22 protein-coding genes are annotated in these 19,077 nt (G+C 66.8%); 12 read left to right on the top strand and 10 right to left on the bottom strand.

From position 1 onward, the window contains the following. Positions 1-125: 125 nt before the first annotated feature. Complete coding sequence (locus BJA_RS25750) at positions 126-365, top strand: hypothetical protein (RefSeq protein WP_028171576.1); 240 nt, start codon at positions 126-128, stop codon at positions 363-365. Positions 366-526: 161 nt separating this feature from the next. On the opposite strand, the gene BJA_RS25745 is transcribed toward BJA_RS25750, so the two are convergent. Continuing rightward, positions 527-997, bottom strand: a complete 471-nt coding sequence (locus BJA_RS25745) for a winged helix-turn-helix transcriptional regulator (protein ID WP_011087869.1) — start codon at positions 995-997, stop codon at positions 527-529. A gap of 121 nt (positions 998-1,118) precedes the next feature. On the opposite strand from BJA_RS25745, the gene BJA_RS25740 reads away from it, so the two are divergent. Next, on the top strand, positions 1,119-1,892 hold the full coding sequence (locus BJA_RS25740) for an SDR family oxidoreductase (protein WP_038966372.1): 774 nt from the start codon (positions 1,119-1,121) through the stop codon (positions 1,890-1,892). A gap of 176 nt (positions 1,893-2,068) precedes the next feature. Beyond that, positions 2,069-2,251, top strand: coding sequence for a hypothetical protein (locus BJA_RS25735; RefSeq protein WP_011087867.1), 183 nt, complete (start codon positions 2,069-2,071; stop codon positions 2,249-2,251). A 61-nt stretch (positions 2,252-2,312) separates the two neighbouring features. Here the strand turns inward: BJA_RS25735 and BJA_RS25730 are convergent, their stop codons facing one another. Next, the gene (locus tag BJA_RS25730) at positions 2,313-2,921 is read right to left on the bottom strand and encodes an FMN-dependent NADH-azoreductase (protein ID WP_011087866.1); all 609 of its coding nucleotides are present in this window, start codon (positions 2,919-2,921) and stop codon (positions 2,313-2,315) included. An 83-nt stretch (positions 2,922-3,004) separates the two neighbouring features. Here BJA_RS25730 and BJA_RS25725 point away from each other — a divergent pair, with 83 nt between their 5' ends. After that, a complete protein-coding gene (locus BJA_RS25725; RefSeq protein ID WP_011087865.1) occupies positions 3,005-3,427 on the top strand; it encodes a winged helix-turn-helix transcriptional regulator in 423 nt (140 codons plus the stop codon). Here BJA_RS25725 and dprA read toward each other — a convergent pair. Next, positions 3,424-4,566, bottom strand: coding sequence for a DNA-processing protein DprA (gene dprA, locus BJA_RS25720; RefSeq protein WP_011087864.1), 1,143 nt, complete (start codon positions 4,564-4,566; stop codon positions 3,424-3,426). The two genes, BJA_RS25725 and dprA, sit on opposite strands and share 4 nt — an antisense overlap. 90 nt (positions 4,567-4,656) lie before the next feature. On the opposite strand from dprA, the gene BJA_RS25715 reads away from it, so the two are divergent. Beyond that, complete coding sequence (locus BJA_RS25715; RefSeq protein ID WP_011087863.1) at positions 4,657-5,901, top strand: amidase; 1,245 nt, start codon at positions 4,657-4,659, stop codon at positions 5,899-5,901. Here BJA_RS25715 and BJA_RS25710 read toward each other — a convergent pair. The 4 genes from BJA_RS25710 to BJA_RS25695 all read right to left on the bottom strand — a co-directional run bounded on the left by BJA_RS25710 (position 5,893) and on the right by BJA_RS25695 (position 10,272). After that, positions 5,893-7,104, bottom strand: coding sequence for a patatin-like phospholipase family protein (locus tag BJA_RS25710; protein ID WP_038966362.1), 1,212 nt, complete (start codon positions 7,102-7,104; stop codon positions 5,893-5,895). The genes BJA_RS25715 and BJA_RS25710 overlap by 9 nt on opposite strands. A gap of 212 nt (positions 7,105-7,316) precedes the next feature. Further along, positions 7,317-7,913: a glycerol-3-phosphate 1-O-acyltransferase PlsY gene (gene plsY, locus BJA_RS25705; RefSeq protein WP_011087861.1), complete on the bottom strand. Its 597-nt coding sequence runs from the start codon at positions 7,911-7,913 to the stop codon at positions 7,317-7,319. A 104-nt stretch (positions 7,914-8,017) separates the two neighbouring features. Beyond that, entirely contained in the window at positions 8,018-9,319 is a 1,302-nt protein-coding gene (locus BJA_RS25700; RefSeq protein WP_028171586.1) for a dihydroorotase, read from the bottom strand. A gap of 5 nt (positions 9,320-9,324) precedes the next feature. Continuing rightward, positions 9,325-10,272, bottom strand: coding sequence for an aspartate carbamoyltransferase catalytic subunit (locus BJA_RS25695; RefSeq protein ID WP_011087859.1), 948 nt, complete (start codon positions 10,270-10,272; stop codon positions 9,325-9,327). Between the two features lie 203 nt (positions 10,273-10,475). Between BJA_RS25695 and BJA_RS25690 the strand changes: the two genes are divergently transcribed. From BJA_RS25690 to BJA_RS25680, 3 genes are all read left to right on the top strand, one after another. Continuing rightward, a complete protein-coding gene (locus tag BJA_RS25690; protein WP_038966371.1) occupies positions 10,476-11,234 on the top strand; it encodes a M15 family metallopeptidase in 759 nt (252 codons plus the stop codon). Positions 11,235-11,254: 20 nt separating this feature from the next. Then, complete coding sequence (locus BJA_RS25685; RefSeq protein WP_011087857.1) at positions 11,255-12,898, top strand: acyl-CoA dehydrogenase family protein; 1,644 nt, start codon at positions 11,255-11,257, stop codon at positions 12,896-12,898. Between the two features lie 144 nt (positions 12,899-13,042). Continuing rightward, positions 13,043-13,813, top strand: a complete 771-nt coding sequence (locus BJA_RS25680; RefSeq protein ID WP_011087856.1) for a CPBP family intramembrane glutamic endopeptidase — start codon at positions 13,043-13,045, stop codon at positions 13,811-13,813. 167 nt (positions 13,814-13,980) lie between these two features. Here BJA_RS25680 and BJA_RS25675 read toward each other — a convergent pair whose 3' ends face one another. Together BJA_RS25675 and ruvX are read right to left on the bottom strand one after the other, a co-directional pair. Then, positions 13,981-14,904, bottom strand: coding sequence for an AEC family transporter (locus tag BJA_RS25675; RefSeq protein ID WP_011087855.1), 924 nt, complete (start codon positions 14,902-14,904; stop codon positions 13,981-13,983). Positions 14,905-14,909: 5 nt separating this feature from the next. Continuing rightward, positions 14,910-15,395: a Holliday junction resolvase RuvX gene (gene ruvX, locus BJA_RS25670; protein WP_028171591.1), complete on the bottom strand. Its 486-nt coding sequence runs from the start codon at positions 15,393-15,395 to the stop codon at positions 14,910-14,912. A gap of 46 nt (positions 15,396-15,441) precedes the next feature. On the opposite strand from ruvX, the gene BJA_RS25665 reads away from it, so the two are divergent. Further along, the gene (locus BJA_RS25665; protein WP_028171592.1) at positions 15,442-15,657 is read left to right on the top strand and encodes a hypothetical protein; all 216 of its coding nucleotides are present in this window, start codon (positions 15,442-15,444) and stop codon (positions 15,655-15,657) included. On the opposite strand, the gene BJA_RS25660 is transcribed toward BJA_RS25665, so the two are convergent. Beyond that, positions 15,644-16,534, bottom strand: a complete 891-nt coding sequence (locus BJA_RS25660; protein ID WP_011087853.1) for a LysR family transcriptional regulator — start codon at positions 16,532-16,534, stop codon at positions 15,644-15,646. The genes BJA_RS25665 and BJA_RS25660 overlap by 14 nt on opposite strands. Before the next feature lie 97 nt (positions 16,535-16,631). Here BJA_RS25660 and BJA_RS25655 point away from each other — a divergent pair, with 97 nt between their 5' ends. From BJA_RS25655 to gatC, 3 genes are all read left to right on the top strand, one after another. After that, the gene (locus tag BJA_RS25655; RefSeq protein WP_011087852.1) at positions 16,632-17,612 is read left to right on the top strand and encodes an NAD(P)H-dependent flavin oxidoreductase; all 981 of its coding nucleotides are present in this window, start codon (positions 16,632-16,634) and stop codon (positions 17,610-17,612) included. A 17-nt stretch (positions 17,613-17,629) separates the two neighbouring features. Beyond that, the gene (locus tag BJA_RS25650) at positions 17,630-18,706 is read left to right on the top strand and encodes an NAD(P)H-dependent flavin oxidoreductase (protein ID WP_011087851.1); all 1,077 of its coding nucleotides are present in this window, start codon (positions 17,630-17,632) and stop codon (positions 18,704-18,706) included. A gap of 77 nt (positions 18,707-18,783) precedes the next feature. Beyond that, positions 18,784-19,071: an Asp-tRNA(Asn)/Glu-tRNA(Gln) amidotransferase subunit GatC gene (gene gatC, locus BJA_RS25645; protein ID WP_011087850.1), complete on the top strand. Its 288-nt coding sequence runs from the start codon at positions 18,784-18,786 to the stop codon at positions 19,069-19,071. The last annotated feature ends 6 nt before the right edge of the window (positions 19,072-19,077 follow it).

Raw genomic sequence — 19,077 nt, 5'->3', positions numbered from 1 at the left:
AGGGGTGTAGAAAGCCGCCGCGATGGGAAAAGTTTCATATCGAGAAAGTTGCAAAATACCACCTTGGAGTTGCGGTCGATGTGGGCGTAATGTTCCCGTGGGGCATGGATTCGGGGTGGGGTCTGGTGACTAGGCCAGGAAAGAAACGGGCGCGCGCCGCATCAGGCGCGCGGGAAGGCTCGCGCCACGAGGAACCGGGGGAAGGCGGGGCCGATGAGGCGGTTGCCTTCATCGCCGAGCAGGTGGCGGTGTTGCGCAAGCTCGCCGAGCGCCACAGGCTCGACGTGCTGCATTATCTCTTAGGCATGACGCAGCTGGAGGCCGACGAGCATCTGCGGCTGCGCACCAAGCGCAAGCTGTCGTGAGGTTCTCATGTCGTCCCGGCGAAGGCCGGGACCCATACCGCGAGGTCTATCGATCTGAGCGGGGGGCCAATTCCGAACCACGAGTCTTCGCCTAACCGCTCCCTGTGGTTATGGGTCCCGGCCTTCGCCGGGACGACCATGAGGAGAGATCGTACGCGATGTCATCCTGTTGCGCGCCGCCGCAGCGCCGGTCGCGGCTTCACTGTCGTGTCCGCCTGGCTGAGCAGGCGCCCGTCCTCCGCGCGCAGCTCCAGCTTGCGCACCGGGCGGCCTTTCTCGCGATCGACCAGGATGGTCGCGATCTGCTCGGGGTGGTCGTCGAATTCCTCGCTCCATTGCCGCAGCGCGACCAGGATCGGGAAGGTGCCGCGGCCCTTCAGCGTCAGCAAATATTCAGAATAGGCGCTGCCGTCGGAGGCGGGGGCGGTCTCCAGAATGTCGTGATCGACCAGCGCGCGCAGCCGCGCGGCCAGAATGTTCTTCGCCATGCCGAGCTTGCTCTGAAACTCGCCGAAGCGGCGCAGGCCGAACAGCGCCTCGCGGATAATCAAGAGCGACCACCAGTCGCCGATCGCCTCCAGCGAGCGTGCGATCGGGCAGGTATCGCCCTCGAAGCTGGTTCGTTTCACCATCGTCCTGGTCCTTTCGCGTTCGCCCGATTCCGGAGGCGATCACGCGCTTGTGTGGTTGCATCATAAAACCAAATGCCCTAGATGGCAACGTAGTTTCATTATGAAACCACTGGAGGCGAACGTGAGACTGAAGAACAAGACGGCATTGATTACGGGCGGCAACGGCGGCATCGGCCTTGCGACTGCAAAGCTGTTCGTGGCCGAGGGTGCCAAGGTGGTGATCACCGGGCGCAACAAGGAAACGCTGGCGGCTGCCGCGAAAGAGCTCGGCCCGAACGCGCTTGCCGTCGTCGCCGATGCCACCGACATCGCGGCCACCGAAGCTGCAATCAGGCAGGGCGCCGAGAAGTTCGGCAAGTTCGACATCGTGTTCGCCAATGCCGGTATTCCCGGCAGCACGCCGCTCGGTGCGGCGACGCTGGAGGTCTTTGAGAAGGTGATCAGCACGAACCTCACCGGCGTGTTCTTCACGGTTCAGTCGGCGCTGCCTCATCTGAACGACAATGCCTCGATCATCCTCAACGGCTCGGTGATCTCGGTGCTCGGCATTCCCGGCTATTCGGCTTACGGCGCGGCGAAGGCCGGCGTGCGGGCGATGGCGCGGATCATGGCCTCGGAGCTGTCGCCGCGCGGCATCCGCGTCAACGTCGTCGCGCCGGGCGCGATCCGCACGCCGATCTGGGGCGCTGCGATCGCAACGCCTGAAGCCGAGAAGGCGTTCGAGAAGCGCATCGCGCTGTCGACGCCGCTCGGCCGCATTGGTGAACCCGATCACATCTCGAAGACGGTGCTGTTCCTCGCCTCCGATGATTCCGCGCATATTCAAGGCCAGGAGATCTTCGTCGATGGCGGCGCGGTCGCCGCTCCGAGCGGCGCACCGATCTATCGTGGCTGATCAAATCAAGTGCAAATTGAATCGGTCGGCGCGGCCACATCGGTTGCGCCGGCCGGTTCCCTCGTCCCGCGGGATGTATTTTCTGAACCTTGCGTGATCAGGTTGAACCTTGCCGCAAGCTGCCAAGACCCTTTTACGGGCAGGGGGTCATAAGACTCATTTTCAGGGAGCCCGTCATGCCAAAGGCAGCTCGTATTTTTTCGTCGATTTCAACACCGCGCATTTTCACCGAACGCTCCGCCATTCCCGCCAGACGCTCCGACAAATCGGAGCTCATCGGGGTGGCTGTTTTCTCCGGCATCGGCCTGTTCGTTTCGCTCGTGGCCGTCATCCTGGGCATGCAGGGCGCCTGGTTTTAGCCGGTGCGATCTGTCAGCCGCCGCCGGAATCCGGCAGCGGCTGTTGCGGTCGGCGTGAGCCTCACGCCGCCTGAAGGCTGGTGGCCGCCTGAAGTGCGCCGGCCAGCGCTTTCTCACGATGATCCGGCCCGACCTGGATGCCGTCGGCGGAGATGAACTCGGGATCGGTGATGCCGATGAAGCCGAACACCCAGCGCAGATAGGTTTCGAGATGCTCGCCAGCGGCAGTCGGCATGTCCGCGCCGTAATAGCCGCCGCGCGAGATCGCCACGATCACGCGCTTTGCGCCGGCAAGGCCCTGAGGTCCATTGGCGCCGTATTGAAATGTCTTCCCCGCCACCAGGATGCGGTCGATCCAGGCCTTGAGCTGGCTCGGGATGGTGAAATTGTACATGGGCGCGCCGATCACGACCACGTCGGCAGCGAGGAACTCGTTCAGCACGGCCGCGCTCGCGGCAAGGTCGGGTCCGAGTTCCGCCGGCGCAGGCGCGCCTTGCGCGGCCGCCAGATGCGAGCCGGAGAGGTGGGCGAGCGGGGTCTGGGTCAGATCGCGATAGACGACCTCGAGTGAGGGCGTCGCCTGGCGGAGACGGTCGACGATGGCGGCGGAAACCTGCCGGCTGACGGAGTGGGGGCCGAGCACGCTGGAGTCGATATGGAGGAGTTTCATTGAGGTCACCCATGGTATAGATTTGTAACCCGCACTACATGAGTGACCATCGAAATCCCCGCAAGAACGCACTTTTTTGAGCCATGGACACATCTTTGAAACCTGCGCACATCGATCTGCCTGCTTCGCCAAGGCCGGATCAAAGGCCCGATCCCAACCATGCGGACTGCCGCGGGGTCGCCTCCGTGCTGTCCCGCGTCGGCGACAAATGGAGCGTGTTCGTCATCATGATGCTCGGCGACGGACCGAAGCGCTTCAACGAGCTGAAGCGCATGATCAACGGCATCTCGCAGCGGATGCTGACCTTGACGTTGCGCGGGCTGGAGCGCGACGGCCTCGTCACGCGCACGATCTTCCCGACCATTCCGCCGCGCGTGGACTATGAGCTGACCGATCTCGGCCGCGGCCTGTCGCGGCCCGTGGAGGCGCTCGGCAAGTGGGCGATGGAGCATCTGGCGCAGATCGAGGCCGCACGTACGCGGTTCGACAAGCGCGGCGAGAACTAAAGCAGCGACACCAATCCGCCGCCGTGGCGTTCGAGCCGGCCGGCGAGCTCGAGCTCCAGCAGCACGGTGCGCACGATCGCCGGCGAGGCACCGGACATCCGCACGAGGTCGTCGAGGCCGATCGGCACGGGGCCGAGCAGGCCGGTGATCTGATCGCGGTCGTGCGTCTGCGGATCGCTCTCGAACGGCCCGCTGTCGGGCTCGCGCGCAGGAATCACCAGCGGCCGCTCCATGATCGGTGCGACAGCGTTGATGACGTCGGCAGCTTCGGTGACGAGCGTTGCGCCCTGCTTGATCAGATCATTGGTGCCGGCGGCGCGCGGATCGAGCGGCGAGCCCGGCACCGCGAACACCTCGCGGCCCTGTTCGGCCGCCATGCGCGCGGTGATCAGCGAGCCCGAGCGGTGGGCGGCCTCCACCACGACCACGCCGAGCGAGGCGCCCGAGATCAGCCGGTTGCGGCGGGGGAAGTCGCGGGCGCGCGGCTCGTGGCCGAGCGGCATCTCGGAGATCGCCGCGCCCGCGTGATCGAGGATCGACGTGAGCAAATCGCCGTGCTCGGGCGGATAGATGCAGTCATGGCCGCCGGCGAGAACGGCGATCGTGCCGCTCTCGACGCTGGTGCGATGCGCGGCCTGGTCGACGCCGCGGGCGAGCCCTGAGATGATGATGAAGCCGGCTTCGCCAAGCTCACGCGCGAGCTGACCAGCAAATTTCAGCCCAGCGCCGGAGGCATTGCGCGAGCCGACGATCGCGATCATCGGCCGCATCAAGGTTGTCGTGTCGCCGCGTACCGCGAGCAGCGGCGGGGCGTCGTCGAGCGTCGAGAGCCGCGCCGGATAGCCGTCCTCGCCGGGCGCGAGCCAGGCGATGCCGAATTTGCGGCTGGCGGCGAGCTCGGCCTTGGCCTCGTCCGCGCTACAGATGCGCCCCGACCGCGCCGCGCCGCCGCGGCGTGCCAGATCCGGCAACCGCTCCAGCGCAGCACGCGCGCTGCCGAAATGATCGACCAGCGAGCGGAAGGTGCGCGGCCCGACATTGTCGGAGCGGATCAGCCGCAGGCGGTCGATCCGCTCGGTCTCGGTCAGCTCCACGCTGGGGTTGATGGCGTCCACGGCGTCTCCTTGCAGGCGTAACATGGAACAACCTGAGGGCGTGGGCAACAGGGGTGTGCGCTTGCGCGACCTCGGCGCAATGCTAAAAGCGATCCCAATAAGAAGGGTATTGCCATGATCTCACTCGCCGACCTCCAGCGCCGCATCGAAACGGGCGAGCTGTCGCCTAACGCAGCCATCGCCCAGTCGCACGCGGCGATCGAGGCGCGGGAGAAGGAGGTCCATGCCTTCGTCCGCCACGACAAGTCGGCAAGAGCGCAAGCCTCCGGCCCGCTGCGCGGTATCGCCGTCGGCATCAAGGACATCATCGACACGGCCAATATGCCGACCGAGATGGGCTCGGAGATCTATCGCGGCTGGCAGCCGCGCAGCGACGCGCCTGTCGTGATGATGCTGAAGCGGGCGGGGGCCACCATCATCGGCAAGACCACCACCACGGCGTTCGCCTCGCGCGATCCGACGGCGACGCTCAATCCGCACAATACCGGCCATTCCCCGGGCGGCTCGTCCTCGGGCTCGGCGGCGGCGGTCGGCGCCGGCATGATCCCGCTGGCGCTGGGCACCCAGACCGGCGGCTCGGTGATCCGGCCCGCCGCCTATTGCGGGACGGCCGCGATCAAGCCGTCGTTCCGCATGCTGCCGACGGTCGGCGTGAAGTGCTATTCGTGGGCGCTCGACACGGTCGGCCTGTTCGGCGCGCGCGCGGAGGATCTCGCGCGCGGACTGCTGGCGATGACCGGCCGCAGCGAATTCTCCGGCATCGTCCCGGCCAAGGCACCGCGCATCGGCGTGGTCAGGCAGGAGTTCGCCGGCGCTGTCGAGCCGGCGGCCGAGCAGGGCCTGCAAGCCGCGATCAAGGCGGCCGAGCGGGCCGGGGCCAGTGTTCAGGCCATCGATCTGCCCGAGGCGGTGCATGAGGCCTGGCGCATCCATCCCATCATCCAGGATTTCGAGGCGCATCGCGCGCTCGCCTGGGAGTTTTCCGAGCATCACGACGAGATCGCGCCGATGCTGCGCGCCAGTCTCGATGCGACGGTCGGGCTCACGCCGAAGGAATATGACGAGGCGCGCCGGATCGGCCGCCGTGGCCGCCGCGAGCTTGGCGAAGTGTTCGAGGGCGTCGACGTGCTCTTGACCTATTCGGCGCCGGGCACCGCGCCGGCCAAGGCTCTCGCGAGCACCGGCGACCCTCGCTACAACCGGCTCTGGACGCTGATGGGCAATCCTTGCGTCAACGTGCCGGTGCTGAAGGTCGGTGGCCTGCCGATCGGCGTGCAGGTGATCGCGCGCTTCGGCAACGACGCACATGCGCTTGCGACGGCGTGGTTCCTGGAGGATGCGCTGGCGAAATCAGGCTAGCGCGGGTTCTGCGGAAGCGGTGCGCTGGTCGGATGCAGGCGGAGCTGCACTGATCATCGCACCTTGCCCGAGCCATCGCTCGGCCGCCTCGCGGCCGCTCCGGTGCAACAGGCGGATGAAGCCGCGGCCGAGATCGGCCGAGCTACGCTGCGCCAGGCCTTCAACGGAGTCTTCCGCCGCGATCCTGGACAGCCGCAGCGAACATGCGGCGTGCGATTGCGCCCATGCGATCGCCGCAACCTCGGCATTGAGCGCGGCGTTTGCGGTGATCTGGTCGAGCCGGCGGTCGATGGCGGCGAGCGTGATCGGCACGTAGCTGTCGCGGGACGGGGTGAGCTGGACCAGCAGCATATCGGTCGCCGCCGTCTCCTGCGCCAGCTTCAGCAATGGCGGATTGCCGCCGAAGCCGCCGTCCCAATAGGCTTCGCCCTCGATCTCGACGGCGCAGTGGACCAAAGGCGGGCAGGTGGAGGCCAGCGCGACGTCGGTCGTGATGGCGTCGTTGCGAAAGATCTGCTGCTGCCCGTCGCGGATCCGCGTCGCCGCGATCAGGAGCTTTGGCGACTTCGCCGCGCGCAGCGCCGCGAAATTGATGTCGCGCGACAGCGCTTGCCGCAGCGGATCGAGATCGAACGGATCGAACTGGCCGGAGCGCAGCGTCGGCCCGAACGCGACCGAGCTTCCCGCCGGCGAAAAGCCGCCGACCAGCATCAGCGAGCGGAACGAGGCCTCGTGCATCAGGCGGACCCAGAACCGGTTCAGCCGCGCGCGCGCAGCCTCACGGCCGCCCTCAGCGAGGCCGCAAGCGAGCAGCAGCGCATTGACGGCGCCGGCGCTGGCGCCGCTGATGGTGTCGATCTCGATATCGGGCTCTTCCAGGAGCCGCTCCAGCACGCCCCAGGTGAAGGCGGCAAAGGTGCCGCCGCCCTGAAGCGCCAGCGAGAGTCTTCGCGGTGGCCATTGATCGGGGCGGACCTGATCGCGCACGACAGGTGCAGCCGCGGTCACGGCCTCGATGGGCGCGGCAATTTGTGCCACGGGGGCGGGCGCAGGTGGCGGTGCAACGGGAGCCGGCTCGGGGACAGGAGGCGGCGAGGGCGCATCGGACCAGATGTCCGTCATGGACAGCAGTCGGCTCGCCGCAGTGCGCGCCGCACCCTGCGAACCACCGTCGATATGCGCGCCGACAATCTTCTCGCTCATTCTGAGCAACCGCGTAACGCCTTTTGCGCTGTCAGGATGACAGGCATGGAACTCGTTCGCCACTCTGGCCACGATTGGCTTTCGAGTTGCGAACAGGATTTGGCGTATAATGCGGAAGGAGCGCGGCGGTATCCGTACTTTTTCCCGGCGTTGGATTTTGTTTTGACGCGCTTTCTTGACGCGAACCGGTATCCACTTCGCTCGAAAACGCTCTAGGCCTTCTCGCCGATCCGGCTTTCCTTGCCCGATTGCAGCCGCTTGATGTTCTCGCGATGCGCGTAGAACAGCAGCAGCGTCAGCACGGCGAACAGCGCAGACAAAGCGAGGTGGCCGAACCACCACAGGAACATCGGCGTGATGAAGGAGGCCACCAGCGCCGAGAGCGAGGAATAGCGCGTGGTGAAGGCGGTCGCCAACCAGAGCAGGCAGAACACCACCGCGGCCGGCCAGAACAGGCCGAGCAGGATGCCGATATAGACCGCAACACCCTTGCCGCCCTTGAATTTGAGCCAGACCGGGAAGAGATGGCCGAGGAAGGCGCCGAGGCCTGCCGCCATCGCAGCATTGGGGCCGGCGATGTAGCCGGCGATCACGACCGCCACGGTGCCCTTCAGCGCATCGAGCAAGAGGGTGCCCGCAGCAAGGCTCTTGCGTCCGGTGCGCAGCACGTTGGTGGCGCCGATGCTGCCGGAGCCGATCGAGCGGATATCTTGCGTGCCGGCGAGCCTGGTCAGGACCAGCCCGAACGGAATCGAGCCGAGGAGGTAGCCGATGACGAGCGCCACCGGCAAAAATGCTTCAAGACCCATGGCTGCAAATCCCTTGACCGCATCGCCATGCTGAACTGCGACGCCACGCATGATCCTGTCCCGATCCGCTGTCGCGGTGCAGGGCGACACCCAAAACCGTCACCCTAGACATGCTCGAAGACCGTCCGTCCACCGACAATGGTGCGCACCACGCGGCCTGTAAAGCGGGCTTCGTCGAACGGGGTGTTCTTGCAGGGCGATTTGAGCTCGGCGGGATCGACCACCCAGGGGACGTCGGGGTCGATCACGATCACATCCGCCGGGCTGCCTGCGCGCAGGGTTCCACCGGGCAGGCCCAGAATCTCGGCCGGCCGGGTCGACATCGCCTGGATCAGCGTCTTCAGGTCCAGCTCGCCATTGTGCATCAGCCGCAGGCCGGCGGGCAGCATGGTCTCGAGCCCCACGGCGCCGGGAGCTGCTTCCGCGAACGGCAGGCGCTTGACCTCGACGTCCTGCGGATTGTGGTCGGACATGATGACGTCGATGAGGCCGGAGGCGACGGCTGCGACCAGCGCGCGGCGGTCGTCCTCGGTGCGCAGCGGCGGCGACAGCTTCAGGAACGACCGGTAGGGCCCGATATCGTTCTCGTTCAGCGCAAGATGGTTGATCGAGACCGAGGCGCTGACGGCGAGCCCGGCGTCGCGGGCGCGCTTGAGGATGTCGAGCGAGTCGATGCAGGACAGCGAGGCGGCGTGATAGCGGCCACCGGTCAGCGCGACGAGGCGCATGTCGCGTTCCAGCATCACGGCTTCCGCTGCGTTCGGAATGCCCATCAGGCCGAGCCGCGAGGCGAACTCGCCCTCGTTCATCACGCCTTCGCCGACGAGATCGGGATCTTCGGTGTGATGCACGATCAGCGCGTCGAAATCGCGCGCGTAAGTCAGGGCCCGGCGCATCACTTGGGCGTTGGTGACGCTCCTGTCGCCGTCGCTGAAGGCGATGGCGCCCGCGGCCTTCAACAGGCCGAACTCGGTCATCTCCTCGCCGCGCATCCCCTTGGTCAGCGCCGCCATCGGCTGGATGTTGACGATCGCGGTGTCGCGGGCGCGGCGCATCACGAAGTCCACCGTCGCCGAATTGTCGATGACGGGCTCCGTATCGGGCTGGCAGATGATGGTGGTGATGCCGCCGGTCGCGGCCGCCTGGCTCGCGGACGCGAAGGTCTCGCGATGGCTGAAGCCGGGTTCGCCGACGAAAGCTTTCATGTCGATCAGGCCCGGGGCCACGATTTTGCCGGCGCAGTTGACGACGTCGGTGCCCTCGGGGACGCCGGCAGCGCCGATGCCGCGGCGGGTCTCGCGGATGATGCCGTCGGCAATCAGGACATCGCCGGGGCCGTCGAAATCCCTGGAGGGATCGACGACGCGGGCGTTGGCGAGCAGGATGGGACGGCGGTCAGTCAGCATGAGCATCACGCGTTCGGCAAGTTGCGGGCGAGCGCTTCGAGCACGGCCATGCGCACCGCCACGCCCATCTCGACCTGTTCGCGGATCAGCGATTGCGCGCCGTCGGCGACCGCGGTGTCGATCTCGACGCCGCGGTTCATCGGGCCGGGATGCATGACGAGAGCGTCTGGCTTGGCATAGCCAAGCTTTTTCTGGTCCAGCCCGAAATAGTTGAAATATTCGGAGGTCGACGGCACGAAGGAGCCGTTCATGCGCTCGCGCTGGAGCCGCAGCATCATGACGATGTCGGCGCCGTTGAGCCCCTCGCGCATGTCGCGCGCAACCTCGACGCCCATCCGCTCGATGCCGGGCGGCAGCAGCGTGGAGGGGCCGACGACGCGGACGCGGGCACCCATGGTGTTGAGCAGGATGATGTTGGAACGGGCCACACGCGAATGCAGCACGTCGCCGCAGATCGCGACGACGAGGCCCTCGATCCGGCCCTTGTTGCGGCGGATGGTCAGGGCGTCGAGCAGCGCCTGCGTCGGATGCTCGTGCGCGCCGTCGCCGGCATTGATCACGGAACCGTCAACCTTGCGGGCCAGCAGTTCCACCGCGCCTGACGCGTGATGCCGGACCACCAGGATGTCCGGGTGCATGGCATTGAGCGTCATCGCGGTGTCGACCAGCGTCTCGCCCTTCTTGATGGACGAGGAAGACACCGACATGTTCATGACGTCGGCGCCAAGCCGTTTGCCGGCGAGCTCGAACGAGGATTGGGTCCGGGTGGAGGCCTCGAAGAAGAGGTTCACCTGCGTCCGTCCACGCAGGACGGTGCGCTTCTTGTCAACCTGGCGGTTGAGCTCGACATATTCTTCGGACAGGTCGAGGAGGCCGGTGATGTCGGCCGCGGAAAGGCCCTCGATGCCCAGCAAATGCCGGTGGCCGAGGACGAAGGTCGATTTCGATGTCATTAAAACGAGAGCTATAGGCGGGGATGGCTGGGGGGGCAAGGGCCAATGCCGGGGCGGGGAGTTATCCCCTGAGGAGTCTGGTACACCGTCATTCCGGGATGGCGCGCAAGCGCCAGACCCGGAATCTCGAGATTCCGGGTTCGATGCTCCAGGCCGCGCTTCGCGGTCCTGTCGCATCGCCCCGGAATGACAGGGAAGTTTGGATGCGCTCAGCCAAATCAATTTTGATCGCACTTTTAGCGATCGCTTCAATCTCGTCCGCCCACGCCCAATCGCTCCCCGGCGGCTTCGTCTATTTGCGCGACATCGATCCCGGCATCATCCAGGACATCCGCTACGCCACATCGAACAATTTCGTCGGCCGTCCGCTCGCCGGCTACGGCGCCGGCGAGTGCGTGGTGAAGCGGGAGGTGGGGCTGCGGTTGAAGGCGGTCCAGCAGGACCTCGCCGCACAGAACCTGTCGCTCAAGATGTTCGACTGCTACCGGCCGGCGCGGGCCTCGCTCGATATGGTCGCGTGGTCGCAGAACGGCCGCGAGACCGCCGCCGAGCGGCGCTACAATCCCAGGATTGCCAAGACCGAGCTGTTTCGCCTCGGCTACATCGCGAGCCGCTCGCAGCATTCGACGGGGGCGGCGCTCGATCTCACCTTGGTCGATCTCAAGGCCGACAATTCCGGCAAATACGACCCGTCGAAAACCTATGCCGACTGCACGGCGTCGGTCGAGGCGCGGCCGCCGGAGGGCAGCGTGGACATGGGCACCGGCTACGACTGCACGGATACGAAGGGCCATACCGCAGCACCGTCGATTACGCCGGACCAGCGCGCCTGGCGCAAGCGGCTGATGGCTGCGATGGCCAAGCAAGGCTTTGTGAACTATTCGAAGGAGTGGTGGCATTTTTCGCTGCCGGGGGCAGGCGGGGCGGCCTATGATTTCCCGATCCAGCCGCGGCGGAACTGATTCCGCGCCGGGGAAACAAGATGACTCAGCCCAGCTTCGCAACCCACGAGGTCTTCAACCAGTCGCCGCTGTTTTGGGATGTCGATCTGTTCGCCGTGGACCGGCCGCTGGTCGAGGCGGTCAAGGCCAATGGCGGCGCTAAGGCGGAGCGGGAGCTGTCCGAATTCGGCAAGCACTGGGGCTCTGCCGCGATGGCCGATCGCGGGCGCGTGGCGAATGAGAACACGCCCAAGCTGCGCACCTTCGACGCCAAGGGCAATCGCCGCGACCAGGTCGAGTTTCATCCCGCCTATCACGAGCTGATGGCGCACAGCGCGCATGCCGGCGTGCACAATTCGACCTGGACGGCGGACGGGAAGCCGGCGGGCGATGCCGCCGAGGTCATCCGCGCCGCAAAATTCTACATCGCCTCGCAGGTCGAGACCGGCCATCTCTGTCCAATCACGATGACGCGCGCCTCCGTCGCCGCGCTGGCGACGCAGCCGGATCTGCTGGCGCGCGTGATGCCGGTGCTGGCGACGAAGAGCTACGACCCGACGTTTGCGCCGTGGTGGGGCAAGCGCGGCATGACGCTCGGCATCGGCATGACCGAGAAGCAGGGTGGCACCGATGTGCGCGCCAACATGACGCGCGCGGTGCGTGACGGCGACGCCTATCGCATCACCGGCCACAAATGGTTCATGTCGGCGCCGATGTGCGACGCGTTCCTGGTGCTGGCGCAGGCCGACGAGGGGCTGACCTGCTTCTTCATGCCGCGCTTTGCGCCCGACGGGTCCGTCAACGCGATCCAGTTCCAGCGCTTGAAGGACAAGCTCGGCAACCGCTCCAATGCGTCGTCCGAGGTCGAGTTCGCCGGCGCATATGCGCAAGCGGTCGGCGAGGCGGGCAAGGGCATCCGCACCATCATCCAGATGGTGCAGCTGACGCGGCAGGATTGCGCGATCGCCTCCACCGGCCTGATGCGCTCGGGGCTCGCGCATGCGCTGCATCATGCGCGTCACCGCAGCGTGTTCCAGAAGCATCTCGCCGATCAGCCCTTGATGCAGGCGGTGCTGTCGGACATGGCGCTGCATGTGGAGGCGAGCGTCGCCCTGGTGATGCGGCTCTGCCGCGCCTTCGACCGCACCCCGCACGATGCGGCGGAGGCCGCCTATATGCGGCTGCTGACGCCCGCGATCAAATACTGGACCTGCAAGAGCGCGCCTAGCTTCCTCTACGAGGCGATGGAGTGCCTCGGCGGCAACGGCTATGTCGAGGACGGCATCCTGGCACGCCACTATCGGGAGTCGCCGGTCAACGCGATCTGGGAAGGCTCGGGCAACGTGATGTGCCTCGACGTGCTGCGCGCACTGTCGCGCGAGCCGGAGGCGGCGATGGCGGTGCTGCAATCGCTTGCCGCCGAGACCAAGGGTTTGCCGGGCGCAGGCGAGGCGGTCGCGTTCATCGGCAAGACCTTCCGCCGCGCCGACGGCGAGCGCGTCGCGCGGCTCGCGGTCGAGAAGCTGGCGCTGCTTGCCGCGGCCGCCGCGCTGAACGGCGTGTCGCCGCGTCATGCTGAACTGTTCGCGGCCACGCGCCTCGCCACAACCCACGCCAGCATGTACGGCGCGGTCGAGCTGGAGAGCGGCGACGTGCGCGCGCTGCTGGAGAGGGCGCTGCCGTGAGCTTTTTGCTTCTTTTTTGCCGTCATTCCGGGGCGATGCGAAGCATCGAACTACGGTGCGCCCTTGCGCACCTGAGAATCTCGAGATTCCGGGTTCGCCCTTCGGGCGCCCCGGAATGACGGCAATCTCAACGAAAGCCTCCTGATGGATTCCCTCAATCCCGAGCATCCGCCACTGACCATGACGCCCGCGGATCACGCGCCGCGCGTCTGGAGGTTCCTCGGTACGGCGCTGTGGGGCCTTCTCATCTTCGTCGCGATGTTCGTCGGCCAGGTCGGGGCGATCCTGCTGCTGGCCGCGCTGCGCGGCCTTCCGATCGACATGGCCTCGATCCAGTCGGTCGGCCGCGAGCCGGCGGCGCTCGCGCTGTCGGTCATCATGGGCCTGCCGGCGACACTCCTCGCGGTGTGGCTCGCCATCCGTATCAAGAAGGCCTCCTTCGTCGACTATCTCGCGCTGCGCTGGCCGTCCTGGATGCAGCTCCTGTTCGGCGCGGTCGGTCTCATCCTGCTGGTGCTGGCCTGGGAGACGGTGTCGCGGAGCCTCGGCCGCGAGGCGACGCCGGGCTTCATGACCGATCTGTTGAAATCGGGCCGTGACAAGGGCGCGGCCCTGTTGCTGCTGATCGCCTTCAGCGTGGCGGCGCCGATGTCGGAAGAGGTGCTGGCGCGCGGCTTCCTCTTTCGCGGCTGGTCGGCGAGCTTCCTGCGCGTGCCCGGCGCGATCATCCTGTCGTCGCTGGTGTGGACGGTCGTGCATCTGCAATACGACCTGTACTTCCTCGCCGAGGTCTTCACCATCGGCCTGTGGTTCGGCTACATGCGCTATCGCGCCAATTCGCTTTGGCTCACGATCGTGCTGCACGCGCTGAACAACATGACGGCGGTGGTGCTGACGATGTGGCTGGGGGGCTGACGGCGGTTGCCCCACATTCCGTCATTGCGAGCGCAAGCGAAGCAATCCGGAATCTTTCCGCGGAGGGATTCTGGATTGCTTCGTCGCATCAGCGCAAAATTGCTTCGCAATCTTGTCGCGAGCTCCTCGCAATGATGGGGAGAGGGAGGCGCCCACAACGACGAGTTTCAGGCCACCAGCGCGATCGCAACCGGCATCGTGATGGCCGCCAGGATGGTCTGCAGCGTGATGATCTGCGCCAGCAGCGGCGCATCGCCACCCATCTGCCGGGCCAGCACATAGGCGCTGGGTGAGGTCGGCACCGCCGCGCAGATCGCGACGATTGCCAGACTGTTGCCCGATAGCCCGAACCAGGCCGCAAGCCCCAGCGCGAGCACGGGCATCAGGACCAGCTTGAAGGCGACGCCGATCGTCGCGCTCAGGCTGGGACGCAGGAGGCCTTCGAGATGCAGGCCCGCACCGGTCACGAGCAGGCCGATCGCCAGGGATGACCGGCTCAGCGCGTCCGCAACCTCATGCCAGATCTTCGGCAGCGGCAGGTGGACGACGTTGATGAAGAGCCCGATTGCGCAGGCCCAGATCAGGGGATTTCGGATCACCGTCATGACGATCGCGCGGGCGGACTGTTTCTCCGGCGATGCATAGTGCGCGAGCACGGCGACGCTGAACACGTTGACCAGCGGGATGATCGCGACCATCGCGACCGAAGCCAGCGCCAGCCCGACATCGCCGAACATGTTGGCGGAGACGGAGAGCGCCACATAGGTCTGCCAGCGCGTCGCGCCCTGGAAGATCGAGGTGAAGGCCGGCCCGTCAATCTCGAGCCGCGACAGGGCCGGGCGCAGCGCGAGGCACAGCAGCGACATCGCCAGCGCCGACAGCAAGAGCGCGCCGCCGACGCCGGCGACCGGCACCTTGGAAAGGTCGGCCTTCACCAGCGTCTGGATCAGCAGCATCGGAAACAGCACGAAATAGGTCAGCCGCTCCAGCCCGTGCCATTGCGTGTCCAGCCGCATCAGGCTGCGCTTCAGCACGACGCCGAGCACGATGAGGATGAAGACCGGCAGCAGCGCCGCGATCACGACGGCCATGGGGGTCAGCCGTTTCCGGTGCGCAAGTTCGCGAGGCGGTCGAGCGCCCCTTGCAGGATGAAGATCGCGGCGTGCTCGTCGATCACCTCGGCGCGTTTGGCGCGGCTGACATCCATGCCGATCAGCTCGCGTTCGACCGCTGCGGTCGAGAGGCGCTCGTCCCAGAGGCCGATGGGGAGCGTGGTGAGATTGGCGAGGTTGCGGGCGAAGGCGCGGGTCGATTGCGCGCGCGGGCCCTCGCTGCCGTCCATGTTGATGGGCAGGCCAAGCACGAAGCCGACGACCTTGCGCTCAGCGGCGATCGCGAGCAGCCGGGCGGCGTCCTGCTTGAACGCCTTGCGCTGAATGGTCTCGACGCCGGTCGCCAACCGCCGGTCCGGGTTCGACACGGCGACGCCGATCGTCTTGGTGCCCAGATCAAGGCCAACCAGCCCGCCGCGTTCGGGCCAGTGGGTTGCAGCATCGACCAGGGGCAGGATAAGAGCCGGCATGGCATCAGCGCATATCACGCGTCACGCCGTGGAGTGAACCCGGAACATGGATGCGCTGACACTATTCGGCCTGTTTGCCGTCACCGCGATGCTGGTCTGCTATGCGATGGAGGACCGCAGCCACTGGTTCGTGCTGCTGTTCGCGATGTCCTGCGCGCTCGGCTCGGCCTACGGCTTCCTGCAGGGCGCCTGGCCGTTCGGGCTGGTCGAGGCGATCTGGGCCGTGGTGGCGCTCCGGCGCTGGTATCTCAGGCCGCGATGACGTCGTCGTCCTTCTTCAGGCAGGCGGCAAAGCCTTGCAGCGCGCTGTACTGATGTCCGGCACTGCGCTGGATGAAGAGTGTCTCGACGCGCGCGTGCGAGGCGCTCAGCGGGTGGATCGACACGCTGCCGTTCATCGCGCTGCGCTCGACCACGGCGCGCGGGAGCAGCGTCACGCCCATGTCGGCGGCGACGCAGCCGATCATGCCGTCGAGCGTGCCGAGCTCAAACCGTGCGGCCGACGGCCAGCCGAACTCGACGAAGATCTGCTCGAGCCGCTGGCGATAGGTGCAGCCGGTGCGGAACACCAGCGCCGTTGGACCGGATTCCGGCGTGCCGGCACGCAGCTCGGCTAGCGAGCTCCAGCGCCGCGCGCTGACCAGCACCAGCTCTTCGCGGAAGGCGCTCGTCGCCGTGAGGTCGGCATGCGCGATGGGACCTGCGACGAAGGCGCCGTCGAGCGTGCCTTCGAGCACGCCAGCAACGAGGTCGGCCGTTGTTGCCGTGCGCAAGGAGAGGCGCACGGCCGGGAAGCGGCGGTGGAAATCGGCCAGCAGCGGCGGCAGACGCACGGCGGCTGTCGTTTCCATCGAACCGATCGCCAGCGGCCCTTTCGGCTCGCCATCGTCGCGTGCGGCGAGCACGGCCTCGCGCGATAGCGCGGCCATCCGTTGCGCGTAGGGCAGGAGGCGTTTGCCGGCGCCGGTCAGCGTCATGCCGCGGCTGTGGCGCTCGAACAGCGGCGTGCCGATCTCCGCCTCCAGCGCCTTCACGCGCTGGGTGACGTTTGATTGCACCGTGTTGAGCTCCTCGGCGGCGCGAGTGATACCGCCGGTACGCGCGACGGCGGCGAAGGTCTGGATATCGCTGAGTTCCATGGCGTCGTTTCGCTTTTGTGATGGCAGCGTTCGCAACAATTCATTTTTCGAGAATGCTAGTCGCGCTTAGTCTCACTGTCCAGATCGGGGAGAAGCCATGCCCATTGCGACGCCGCTGACGAGCTTGCTGGAGATCAGGCATCCCATCCTGCTGGCGCCGATGGATGTCGTCGCGGGCAGCCGTCTGGTGGCGGCTGTTAGCCGCGCGGGAGGCTTCGGCATTCTGGGCGGCGGCTATGGCGAGCGGGCGTGGCTGGAGCGGGAGACCGCGAAGCTCTCCGGTCTGCGTGCGCCGTTCGGGATCGGCTTCATCACCTGGAGCCTCGCCAAGCGGCCCGAGCTGCTCGACATCGCGGTCGCCGCAAAGCCGTCGGCGATCATGCTGTCCTTCGGCGATCCTGCGCCGTTCGTACCGAAGATCAGATCCGCGGGCGCGCGCCTGATCTGCCAGGTGCAGGACGAGGCGATGGCGCGGCAGGCGCTCGATGCCGGCGCCGATATCCTGATCGCGCAGGGCACGGAGGCGGGCGGTCACGGCGCGTCACGGACGACCGTCGATCTCGTGCCCGCCGTGGTCGATCTCGCCGCGGGCCGCGTGCCCGTCGTCGCGGCCGGCGGCATCGCAGATGGGCGCGGTCTCGCCGCCATGATGATGCTGGGCGCGAGCGGCGTGCTGCTCGGCACGCGCTTCTATGCGAGCCAGGAAGCCGACGGCGCCGAGGAGGCCAAGCGGCGCATTTGCGCGGCGAGCAGCGGCTCGACCGTGCGCGGCATCATCTTCGACCTGTCGCGCAACAATGTCTGGCCGGCGCCCTTCACGGGAAGGTGTCTGCTCAACGACCACGCCAGGCGCTGGATCGGCCGCGAGGTCGAGATGATGCAGAATGTCGCCGCAGTCGCGGCGGACTATGCGGTGGCGAAAGCGGCCGACAATTTCGATGTCGCCGCCGTGATCGCGGGCGAGGCGGTCGGACTGATCCATGATATTCCGCCGGCGGCCGAGATCGTCGAGCGGATTGCGACCGAGGCGGAGCAGTCGCTTGCCGGACGGCGTAACTCCGTCGCGTCCGTCGCCTGAACTGAGAGAGACACACCATGTGGCCTGACCGTCGACTGATCGACCTCTTCAAGACCGAATTCCCGATCGTGCTGGCGCCGATGGCCGGCGTGATGGATGCGGAGCTGGTGATCGCCGCCGCGCAAGGCGGGGCGCTGGGGTCGCTGCCCTGCGCGATGCTATCGGCGGAGAAGGCGCGCGAACAGGTTGGTCTCATCCGCCAGCGCGTGAAGGCGCCGGTCAACATGAACTTCTTCTGTCACACGCCGGTCGATCTCACGCCGGAGGCCGAAGCGCGCTGGAAGCAGCGGCTCGCCGGTTACTACCGGGAGCATGGCCTCGATCCGGCGGCGCCCATTAGCGCCGCGAACCGGGCTCCGTTCGATGCGGCCTTTTGCGAAGTCGTCGAGGAGCTGAAGCCGGACGTCGTCAGCTTCCATTTCGGCCTGCCGGAGCAGGAGCTGCTCAAGCGCGTCAAGGCGGCCGGCTCTCTCGTCATCTCGTCCGCCACGACGGTGAAGGAAGCCGTCTGGCTCGAGCGGCACGGCGCCGACGCCGTGATCGCGCAAGGCGCCGAGGCCGGCGGCCATCGCGGCATGTTCCTGACCGACAAGATCGCCGAGCAGCCCGGCACCTTCGCGCTGGTGCCGCAGGTCGCCGATGCCGTGAAGGTGCCGGTCATCGCGGCTGGTGGCATCGCCGACGGGCGCGGCATCGCCGCCGCCTTCGCGCTCGGCGCCTCCGGCGTGCAGATCGGCAGCGCCTATCTGCGTTGCCCGGAATCCAAGGTGAGTGCGGCGGGCCGCGCTGCGCTGGCCGAGGGGCGGGACGATTCCACCGTCATCACCAATGTCATGACCGGCCGGCCGGCGCGCGGGGTGCAGAACCGCCTGATGCGCGAGGCCGGGCCGATCTCGCCGGATGCACCGCCGTTTCCCCATGCGGCGACCGCGCTGGGGCCGCTCAAGGCCGCCGCCGAAAAGCAGGGCAGGGTGGATTTCACCAATCTCTGGGCCGGCCAGGCCATCGCCCTCGGCCGTGAGCTCCCTGCCGCCGAATTGACCCGGGATCTGGCCAAATCGGCCCTGGCCCGCATGAAGGCGCTCGCTGGATAGGCGGGAAGCCCCGGTTGCGGCGCAAAACCGGCCTCTGCTATACGGCACATAGGTTTTGCCGTGAGAGGCCTTATATAATGTCCGTCGACGCCGCTACCGTCCGCCGCATCGCGCATCTGGCGCGCATCGCGGTTTCCGAGGGCGAGGTTCCGCATCTGCAGGGCGAGCTCAACGCCATGCTCGCCTTCGTCGAGCAGCTCTCGGAGGTCAATGTCGAGGGCGTGGAGGCCATGACCTCGGTCACCCCGATGCAGATGAAGAAGCGGCAGGACGTGGTCAATGACGGCGAGATCGCGGACGATATCGTTGCCAACGCGCCCGCGACCGAAGGCCACTTCTTCCTGGTGCCGAAGGTCGTCGAGTAATTTTTA

Origin of the sequence: Bradyrhizobium diazoefficiens USDA 110, assembly GCF_000011365.1 — a bacterium.
Classification (GTDB): Bacteria; Pseudomonadota; Alphaproteobacteria; order Rhizobiales; family Xanthobacteraceae; genus Bradyrhizobium; species Bradyrhizobium diazoefficiens.
This window is presented reverse-complemented; position numbering and strand designations above follow the sequence as displayed.

What these genes read in the sequence shown, in the direction of transcription:
- BJA_RS25745 (WP_011087869.1), bottom strand. Translation starts at nt 997, where the DNA reads ATGGTGAAACGAACCAGCTTCGAGGGCGATACCTGCCCGATCGCACGC.
- BJA_RS25735 (WP_011087867.1), top strand. Translation starts at nt 2,069, where the DNA reads ATGCCAAAGGCAGCTCGTATTTTTTCGTCGATTTCAACACCGCGCATT.
- BJA_RS25730 (WP_011087866.1), bottom strand. Translation starts at nt 2,921, where the DNA reads ATGAAACTCCTCCATATCGACTCCAGCGTGCTCGGCCCCCACTCCGTC.
- BJA_RS25725 (WP_011087865.1), top strand. Translation starts at nt 3,005, where the DNA reads ATGGACACATCTTTGAAACCTGCGCACATCGATCTGCCTGCTTCGCCA.
- dprA (WP_011087864.1), bottom strand. Translation starts at nt 4,566, where the DNA reads ATGTTACGCCTGCAAGGAGACGCCGTGGACGCCATCAACCCCAGCGTG.
- BJA_RS25715 (WP_011087863.1), top strand. Translation starts at nt 4,657, where the DNA reads ATGATCTCACTCGCCGACCTCCAGCGCCGCATCGAAACGGGCGAGCTG.
- BJA_RS25710 (WP_038966362.1), bottom strand. Translation starts at nt 7,104, where the DNA reads ATGAGCGAGAAGATTGTCGGCGCGCATATCGACGGTGGTTCGCAGGGT.
- plsY (WP_011087861.1), bottom strand. Translation starts at nt 7,913, where the DNA reads ATGGGTCTTGAAGCATTTTTGCCGGTGGCGCTCGTCATCGGCTACCTC.
- BJA_RS25700 (WP_028171586.1), bottom strand. Translation starts at nt 9,319, where the DNA reads ATGCTGACTGACCGCCGTCCCATCCTGCTCGCCAACGCCCGCGTCGTC.
- BJA_RS25695 (WP_011087859.1), bottom strand. Translation starts at nt 10,272, where the DNA reads ATGACATCGAAATCGACCTTCGTCCTCGGCCACCGGCATTTGCTGGGC.
- BJA_RS25690 (WP_038966371.1), top strand. Translation starts at nt 10,476, where the DNA reads ATGCGCTCAGCCAAATCAATTTTGATCGCACTTTTAGCGATCGCTTCA.
- BJA_RS25685 (WP_011087857.1), top strand. Translation starts at nt 11,255, where the DNA reads ATGACTCAGCCCAGCTTCGCAACCCACGAGGTCTTCAACCAGTCGCCG.
- BJA_RS25680 (WP_011087856.1), top strand. Translation starts at nt 13,043, where the DNA reads ATGGATTCCCTCAATCCCGAGCATCCGCCACTGACCATGACGCCCGCG.
- BJA_RS25675 (WP_011087855.1), bottom strand. Translation starts at nt 14,904, where the DNA reads ATGGCCGTCGTGATCGCGGCGCTGCTGCCGGTCTTCATCCTCATCGTG.
- ruvX (WP_028171591.1), bottom strand. Translation starts at nt 15,395, where the DNA reads ATGCCGGCTCTTATCCTGCCCCTGGTCGATGCTGCAACCCACTGGCCC.
- BJA_RS25665 (WP_028171592.1), top strand. Translation starts at nt 15,442, where the DNA reads ATGGATGCGCTGACACTATTCGGCCTGTTTGCCGTCACCGCGATGCTG.
- BJA_RS25660 (WP_011087853.1), bottom strand. Translation starts at nt 16,534, where the DNA reads ATGGAACTCAGCGATATCCAGACCTTCGCCGCCGTCGCGCGTACCGGC.
- BJA_RS25655 (WP_011087852.1), top strand. Translation starts at nt 16,632, where the DNA reads ATGCCCATTGCGACGCCGCTGACGAGCTTGCTGGAGATCAGGCATCCC.
- BJA_RS25650 (WP_011087851.1), top strand. Translation starts at nt 17,630, where the DNA reads ATGTGGCCTGACCGTCGACTGATCGACCTCTTCAAGACCGAATTCCCG.
- gatC (WP_011087850.1), top strand. Translation starts at nt 18,784, where the DNA reads ATGTCCGTCGACGCCGCTACCGTCCGCCGCATCGCGCATCTGGCGCGC.